Source organism: Aliterella sp. E5.1, from assembly GCF_057473825.1.
The window spans coordinates 1-7105 of record NZ_JBYCCV010000147.1; the positions used below are offsets into that span (position 1 = coordinate 1).

11 protein-coding genes are annotated in these 7105 nt (G+C 40.7%); 7 read left to right on the forward strand and 4 right to left on the reverse strand.

All coding sequences use genetic code 11. The annotated features are described in order from the left end of the window. Positions 1-171: 171 nt before the first annotated feature. The gene (locus tag AC2VE5_RS23380; protein ID WP_486890061.1) at positions 172-825 is read left to right on the forward strand and encodes a HipA domain-containing protein; all 654 of its coding nucleotides are present in this window, start codon (positions 172-174) and stop codon (positions 823-825) included. 5 nt (positions 826-830) lie between these two features. Further along, a complete protein-coding gene (locus tag AC2VE5_RS23385) occupies positions 831-1604 on the forward strand; it encodes an HIRAN domain-containing protein (protein WP_486890062.1) in 774 nt (257 codons plus the stop codon). A gap of 183 nt (positions 1605-1787) precedes the next feature. On the opposite strand, the gene AC2VE5_RS23390 is transcribed toward AC2VE5_RS23385, so the two are convergent. The 4 genes from AC2VE5_RS23390 to AC2VE5_RS23405 are packed head-to-tail and all read right to left on the reverse strand — an operon-like array spanning position 1788 to position 4954. Beyond that, positions 1788-2738, reverse strand: coding sequence for an AAA family ATPase (locus AC2VE5_RS23390; protein ID WP_486890063.1), 951 nt, complete (start codon positions 2736-2738; stop codon positions 1788-1790). After that, positions 2701-3831, reverse strand: a complete 1131-nt coding sequence (locus tag AC2VE5_RS23395; protein ID WP_486890064.1) for a DUF4350 domain-containing protein — start codon at positions 3829-3831, stop codon at positions 2701-2703. The genes AC2VE5_RS23390 and AC2VE5_RS23395 overlap by 38 nt, the downstream gene beginning before the upstream one ends. Further along, entirely contained in the window at positions 3828-4436 is a 609-nt protein-coding gene (locus AC2VE5_RS23400) for a DUF4129 domain-containing protein (protein WP_486890065.1), read from the reverse strand. The genes AC2VE5_RS23395 and AC2VE5_RS23400 overlap by 4 nt, the downstream gene beginning before the upstream one ends. A 26-nt stretch (positions 4437-4462) precedes the next feature. Then, positions 4463-4954, reverse strand: a complete 492-nt coding sequence (locus AC2VE5_RS23405; RefSeq protein ID WP_486890066.1) for a DUF2243 domain-containing protein — start codon at positions 4952-4954, stop codon at positions 4463-4465. A 109-nt stretch (positions 4955-5063) separates the two neighbouring features. Here AC2VE5_RS23405 and AC2VE5_RS23410 point away from each other — a divergent pair, with 109 nt between their 5' ends. From AC2VE5_RS23410 to AC2VE5_RS23430, 5 genes are all read left to right on the forward strand, one after another. Further along, positions 5064-5321, forward strand: a complete 258-nt coding sequence (locus AC2VE5_RS23410; protein ID WP_486890067.1) for a YlcI/YnfO family protein — start codon at positions 5064-5066, stop codon at positions 5319-5321. A gap of 114 nt (positions 5322-5435) precedes the next feature. Continuing rightward, entirely contained in the window at positions 5436-5840 is a 405-nt protein-coding gene (locus AC2VE5_RS23415; RefSeq protein ID WP_486890068.1) for a type II toxin-antitoxin system VapC family toxin, read from the forward strand. A gap of 267 nt (positions 5841-6107) precedes the next feature. Next, positions 6108-6446 (forward strand): DUF433 domain-containing protein, encoded by a 339-nt coding sequence (locus AC2VE5_RS23420; RefSeq protein ID WP_486890069.1) that lies wholly within the window; start codon positions 6108-6110, stop codon positions 6444-6446. Then, positions 6419-6754, forward strand: a complete 336-nt coding sequence (locus AC2VE5_RS23425) for a DUF5615 family PIN-like protein (RefSeq protein WP_486890070.1) — start codon at positions 6419-6421, stop codon at positions 6752-6754. Before AC2VE5_RS23420 ends, AC2VE5_RS23425 begins: the two co-directional genes overlap by 28 nt. A gap of 254 nt (positions 6755-7008) precedes the next feature. After that, positions 7009-7105 (forward strand): IS1/IS1595 family N-terminal zinc-binding domain-containing protein (locus AC2VE5_RS23430; RefSeq protein WP_486886923.1); only part of this gene is annotated, 97 nt, incomplete at its 3' end.

The window sequence follows — 7105 nt, forward strand, 5'->3', positions numbered from 1 at the left end:
CTCTCTGCTTGACTGTCTCTAGGTCTAGATGAGGACAGGCTTGGGTTACTTGACTCCTATACATTTATCTTTGCCAAAGTTTTCTTTATTTAATACTCTACTACCTCTGACCACAACTTAGTATTAGCAGAGACTTGGGAAGGAAAGCGCGGCATAGCTTCACTAAAATTTTTGCAAGAAAAAGCAGGCGAGGCACTTGTCAACGGCAATGAGCTTCTCGCTGCCATCGTTCCGAACTACAACACCTCTGCCACCTACGGCGCATCGCAACATACAATTGATGTAGTGCTAGAAGCTTTAGGAAACGAGTCAATAAAATTACCTCCAGCTTGGGCTGCACCTAGTACCATTAAAACAGCAGTGGATGTATTTGCAGGCTATCTGTTATTGGACGCATGGATAGGAAATGGCGATCGCCATCATGAAAACTGCTGGGGAGTCATTAGAAAAAAAATGATGCCTGCAACAGAAACAATCTACCTAGCACCAACTTACGACCATGCTTCTAGTCTTGGGCGCGAATTATCGGACGTAAAGAGACAGAAATGCTCAGCAGAAGCCTACGCTAACAATTGTTATTCTGCATTTTACCGCAGTAATGGAGATGCAAAGACTCTGAGAACTTATGAGGTTTTTACCTATATTGCCGAGCGTAATCCTGAAGCTACTAATGTATGGCTAGAGAGCCTTGGGAGTATTTCAACAGCAAAAATATCAGAGATTTTCAATCGCATCCCCAGCAGTAGAATCTCACACATTGCCATTGATTTCGCTCAGAAAATTCTTGAATATAACCAACGTCGGCTACTTAACTTAAAGGAATAACTATTTTGAAGACACCAAAAACACTATTTTTAGCTTGGCAAGATGCACAAAGCCGTTGCTGGTTTCCTATTGGTCGTGTAACGTTTGACGGAGAAAAATATGAGTTTGTGTATACGCAAGGAGTAATAGAAGCCGAAAAGTTTGGATTTACTCCTTTATTATCATTTCCGTACTTGAAGGGAGTATATACTTCAACTCATTTATTTCCTGTGCTTGCTAATCGGTTGATGCCTCGTTCTCGCCCAGATTATGCAGACTTTTTACAGTGGTTGAATATTTCTCAGCATGAAGACGATCCTTTTGCTATTCTAGCCCGTAGTACAGGGCAACGAAAAACAGATACATTAACTGTATTTCCCTCTCCAGAGCCAGATGAAGATGGCAAGTATCACATTCACTTTTTCTTACACGGGTTGCGACACTTACCAAAATGTTCTATTGAGCGAATTAACAGCTTTGAACTAGAGGAAAAGTTGTGGTTAGCTCATGAATTTCAAAACATACACGACTCTCAAGCATTGATTCTAAATACAGATGACCATTACATAGTAGGGTATTGTCCACGCTACTTGAATAAAGAAGTATTTAAGCTTCTTCACCAAAATCCTAATTCTGTAGAGGTGCGTGTAGAGCGTGTTAACCAATCTCCAGCACCATTACAGTTTCGCTTATTGTGTAACTTAACTGCCCAATGGGATAAAGCATTTCGCCCTTTTTCTAGTCAAGAGTATCAGCCTTATGATTCTCCTATTAAAGACGCACTAGCAACATTTAGGTAGAAATCGTGATAGAAAGCAATAACAGCACTTTTATCTGTTTTAAGACAGTTGAGACATCATCTCAACCCAAAAGACAGGCAGCAGGGAAAACAGCTTCTAGATAAATTGATAGAAAGAAGCGATCGCAATTCCCAGTAGCAGTAATAAATAGGTTTGTTTTGAGGGAATCATTTTTTAGACACTTTATCGAGGTACGGCTACTTGACTCAACATTGAACTTATTACCGCCTCGATCATCAATCCGTCTAACAAGGCTTCAGGCTTCAAAATTAGCCGATGACGCAACAATGGCGGTGCAACTACTTTGATATCGTCGGGGGTTACATAATCTCTCCCCGATAGCCAAGCACTAGCTTTACTTGACTGCAACCATGCTACCGCCGAGCGCGGAGATGCACCTAAAGCTAAATCTGGATGCTGGCGCGTGGTTCTCACTAATTCCAATAAATAATCTATTATTTTTTCCGATACTTTAATTGCTTTAACCGCTTCCCGCGCTTGAATTATTTGCTCTACGGTAGCAACGCTTTTCATCCCAGCAATATCTAATCGTCTTGTCCCAAACCCAGCTTGGCGATTGAGCAACATTTGCTTTTCACTATGTTGGTCTGGGTAATCTACGATTAGCTTGAATAAAAATCTATCTAATTGCGCTTCTGGTAATGGGTATGTACCTTCAAATTCCAAGGAGTTTTGCGTTGCAATTACCCAAAATAATTCTGGTAAAGGTAGAGTTTCACCATCTAAAGTTACTTGCTGTTCTTCCATCGCCTCCAATAGTGCAGCTTGAGTTTTGGGCGGAGTACGGTTTATTTCATCAGCTAGAAGTATTTGAGTAAATACTGGTCCTTTTTTTAAGGTAAAGCTGCGATTGTTGAAGTCTAAAATATTTGTCCCGGTAATGTCTGCGGGTAGTATATCGGGCGTGAGTTGGACGCGCTTAAAATCTGCCTGGACGAGGGTTGCGAGAACCTTGACAAGCAATGTTTTCCCCGTTCCGGGTACGCCCTCCAAAATGACATGACCGCCTGCTAAAAGCGCAATTAGGAGTTGTTGTACTACGGCAGGTTGCCCGACAACTACTTGGTTAAGAGATTCACCAAGGCGATTTAAGGTAGCGTGGTTTTCGCTCATAGGGGGAAGGGTTTAAGATGAAGTGCGAGGAGCGAATTTTTTGCCATTTATCCAGCCACACTAACAATTGCTTATCGCTAAGACGGTGTGGCGACGGATGGCTGAGTAATTGTTGCAGTTGAGTAGGAGAAAGCTTAGTCTGCTGCACCCAATTATCTACCAAAGTTTGATGTTCTAGGGGAATTTTCCCTAATCCTAGGGATTGTTGGAGTTGCAATTGTTCTTCTTTCCCCACAACATTCAAAATAAACTCGCTGCATTGAGCTTTTTCTAACACTCCCGCTAAGGCTTGAATGTAAGCAATGTTGTTGTCAATTGCTGGCGTTTCTAAATTTGCAGGCGCACCAAAGCGGCGATTTTGCGCCCAAATTAGTACTAATAATAAAACTCCAACTTGTAGTAATAGGGGTTTTAGTGGAGTTTTTGCTAAATATTCCAGCCAATTGCGATCGCCTTGGCTTTCTGTAATAGATTTATCTCTATAGCCGTGGCTATATTCATCTACAAATATCTGCGGATTTTTACTGGCTAACTGCGCTAAATATTTAAAGTTATTAGGGTAATCTTGATACGCATTCGCCGCTAAATAAGGGGTAGTCGAAAAAATTACTTGTCCCTTGCCAAATTTTTTACTCCAGATAATTGCCCCAAACAAGTCGCCTAATTCTAAGTTTGGCTCTTTTCCCTTGTATCGTCTGCTAGTTTCAATCTTGACATCACCCACAGGAGAAGCTTGCAACATGCTAAATTCTGCGGCGGTAGCTGCTCCCCTTACTCCTAAAATGACTAAAGTATTACCTTGTTTTACCCATTTTTCTTCGTCAAAATCTAGCTCTGGTAGTGTTAGCTGGTTGTTAACTCGCAGCAAAGTTACAGAATTTGCTTTTATTTCCTCTACAGGTTTTTGCCAACGCTCTATTTTTACGCCTTGTTTTTGCATATAAGCATACCAAGCGCCGTAACCATCAGGAGCGCGGTTATAAGTTGAGCCATTGGTGATATAGCTAGTATTGGGAGCAGCAATTAAAGTTAGTAAGGCAATAACTGCGATCGCAATTCCACCAAACCACCAAAAGCGCTTTGCACGTTTCATGGCTGAGAAATCTCCCCGTAAGCTTGTTTGCACTGCTCGAAGTTTTCTGGCAAAATCTCCTCATTACCAAAACATAATTGCTCGTGAGTTGCAAGCAAAGTTTGATAAGCGGGAGACGGGGGAATGCCTTTTAATAGTTGCAAGTATTCGCCGTCAGTACGGCTAAATTGATGCGTAATAATCTTGCGATCGTGCAAATGTTGTAATGTGGCTTGATATAAACATCTACAAGCTTCAGCATAATTACCTTGAGCAAAATAAGCCTGACTTTGCTCTAGCCATTGGTTTACTGCTAATTGAGGTAAATTTGCGTTATTTACTACCTTAGTTGATTTTCGTCCGCGCCAAGAGTAGGTTAATGGTTCTAATAGTTTCCAAAGTTGCCATAGTAGCCAAAGAGTAATTGCGATCGCCACTAACCAAATTAGCGCCTTAATTAAATTTACTAACCAAGGGGCATCAAGCGACCAATCGGGCGCAGGGATATCGGGAAAAGCAGAGTTGAAGCGCGAAAGTTGAAGTTCTATCCATTCGCCTAGTTGTTGTTGGAATAGCGACAATTGCCAACCCCAGCTAGTTTTAGCAAATTCTTCAGTTGTAGGCATTGAATAAATATATAGGAAAGTTGAATTTAGGAAATTGCGCTATTATCTTGCTTTCCCGCCTGTAATAACATCCACCCAACTATAACCAAGATTCCCCCCAGGGCAATAAAACCAATATCCCAAATTAATTCATTAGTCCCTGGTTTGACGTGATGAATGCCCAAAATTTGATGATCGATAATGCCTTCAACTACATCAAAAGTACCTGCACCTATAAGTATGGAGCCAAAAAGTACGTTAGACGACTTCGGTACATCATCGCGCTTTACAGCTTGCCATAGCAAACCTATTCCCAATACCGTCAATACCCATGTAGCCGCATCAAACAAACCATCCCACACCATATTTAACTTCATTTGGGCGATCGTTGTCGGCGGTCTAACGCTGCTTAACATATGATGCCATTGCAAAATTTGGTGTAGTACAATGCCATCAACAAATCCTCCTAAACCTAAACCTAGAATTACTCCAGCCACAATTAGGGGGCGGTGCATAGGTGTTTTACTATCTGCTTGCACGTAAAACCTCGTTGAATTACCAAATAAACGGAATCAATGCGATCGCACTAGAGCTAGTCTAATTTAAAGTTTGATACTATTTAATGGTGTCATATTACGACATCAGCTAATGGAAAAAAGGAAATCTTTGACAGTCTGGCTGCCTGCTGGATTACTGACTGAGGCGAAGTTGTATAAGGCACGAAATGAGTCATTGAACGATTTGGCGATCGCAGCGTTAACAAGGGAAGTAAGCCGCCGCAAGGGATTATCAGCACATAGCCGAATTATTGCTAGACGTGAAAAAATCAAGCAAAAGACAGGTACTCAACCAAGTTCTGTAGATTTGATTCGCCAACTTAGAGTAGGCGAGTTACGGAATTATTAGAGCTTTGTGTTTAGATACAAGTGTTAAGCTAATCGTCATTCATTTTTCTTGAGTGAAGGCTTTGCTGCAAGGGCTTCAGAGCCAGTTTAATGCAACTTGGATGCACATTAGCTTATGATTGCGTACCTTGTTCCTGAACAATTACAAATTCAAGCGGAAGCTCTTGTACTAGAAGCTGTAGAAAATGCGGTTAGGATGGTTGCGCCAGCTTTTACTTGGGCAGAGATTGGTTCTGTACTTCGTAAAAAGCTTCGTGCTGGTTTACTTACGGATGAAGAAGCAAGAGGGTGTTTCGATGATTTTTGTCAATTACCTATCGAACATATTGACACCGTAGAAATTAGAGCAAGAGCATGGGAAATAGCCCAACAGTATCAATTACCAACTTTGTATGATGCCTCATTTTTAGCTTGTACGGAATCTATGGGAGCAAATTGTCAATTTTGGACGGCGGACAAAACCTTGCGCAATCAGTTAGGGCAAAAGCTTTCTTATGTCAGAGAGTTAAGAGAGTATTAGTGAAGTCTTTTATCGTTGTATTTGTAGAGAGTGCGATCACTCTAATATTACTTCAAGTTGTTGCAGGGTTGCGATCGCACCTTAGCTAACTAGGCTAGTAGTTGTAACAAAATATCAAAGGCGATCGCCTTTATTATTGTAATTGTGGAGAGTGCGATCGCTAAATATAATGACTATACTGTTTTGTATATACGCAATACGAGCGGCAAAAACTAGGAAGATTTCAGCCCGTATAGTTAATAAAATTGTTTACTTAAAATTAAAGCAATGTCTCAGTTATCAGTAATTGCCGAACATATTGAAATAAGCGCGGATATTTGTGGCGGCAAACCTCATCTTGCTGGACATAGAATTAAAGTGCAAGATATTGTAATTTGGCATGAAAAAATGGGTATGTCGCCAGACGAAATTGTTTCTCAATATCCCAGTATTACTTTATCGGATGTCTATGCAGCTTTGGCTTATTATCACGATCATCTGAAGGAAATTAGAGAACAGATAGAAGCAGATGAAGCATTTGCTAGAGAGTTAAAAATTAAAACTCCTTCTCTTGTGCAGCAAAAACTTAAAGATTATAGATGGCAGAAAGAATTAGGTTTCACTTAGACGAAAATGTTAGTAATGCTGTAGCAAAAGGGTTACGCAGGAGAGGAATTGATGTAACTACTACAGCAGAAGAATCTCTAATGAGCGTATCCGATTTAGTACAACTAGAATTTGCTTTGTCACAAAAAAGGGTTATTTTTATTCAAGACACAGATTTTTTAAGAATGCACCAAGCTGGAATTAGTCATTGTGGCATTGTTTATTGTTCGCAAGGTGCTAAGTCTATTGGAGAAGTAATCAAAGGTCTAATTTTAATTTTGGAATTGCTTGAACCTGATGATATGTTTAGAAAAGTTGAGTTTATTTGAGATGCGATCGCATTACATCAAAAACAAAAGTGTGATCGCACTTTAGCTAACTAGGTTAGTAGTTGGGGTGGAATAGGAAAAGTAATCGCGTAGTAGTTTAGCTGGCTCTTTGTAACTCCGCTAAATACCAGCGATTTTCCTCAATGTGATTAGTGACGATTCCTAAAGCTTCCAAGCTTTCTAAACACAAGGTAGTGCGTCAAATAAACGTGGGATTGGTAGAGTAGAGGGGATCTCTCATCTGCAACTCGTCCATGCAATGCCCTTTGTGTGATCATTCTAAAGCCCATAAACACGGCAAGATGCCCAACGGACATCAACGCTATCTCTGTCCTGTTTGCCAACAGACGT

Coding starts and splice junctions, on each gene's coding strand:
- AC2VE5_RS23420 (WP_486890069.1), top strand. CDS start 6,108: ATGTCTCAGTTATCAGTAATTGCCGAACATATTGAAATAAGCGCGGAT.
- AC2VE5_RS23400 (WP_486890065.1), bottom strand. CDS start 4,436: ATGCCTACAACTGAAGAATTTGCTAAAACTAGCTGGGGTTGGCAATTG.
- AC2VE5_RS23395 (WP_486890064.1), bottom strand. CDS start 3,831: ATGAAACGTGCAAAGCGCTTTTGGTGGTTTGGTGGAATTGCGATCGCA.
- AC2VE5_RS23425 (WP_486890070.1), top strand. CDS start 6,419: ATGGCAGAAAGAATTAGGTTTCACTTAGACGAAAATGTTAGTAATGCT.
- AC2VE5_RS23415 (WP_486890068.1), top strand. CDS start 5,436: ATGATTGCGTACCTTGTTCCTGAACAATTACAAATTCAAGCGGAAGCT.
- AC2VE5_RS23390 (WP_486890063.1), bottom strand. CDS start 2,738: ATGAGCGAAAACCACGCTACCTTAAATCGCCTTGGTGAATCTCTTAAC.
- AC2VE5_RS23410 (WP_486890067.1), top strand. CDS start 5,064: ATGGAAAAAAGGAAATCTTTGACAGTCTGGCTGCCTGCTGGATTACTG.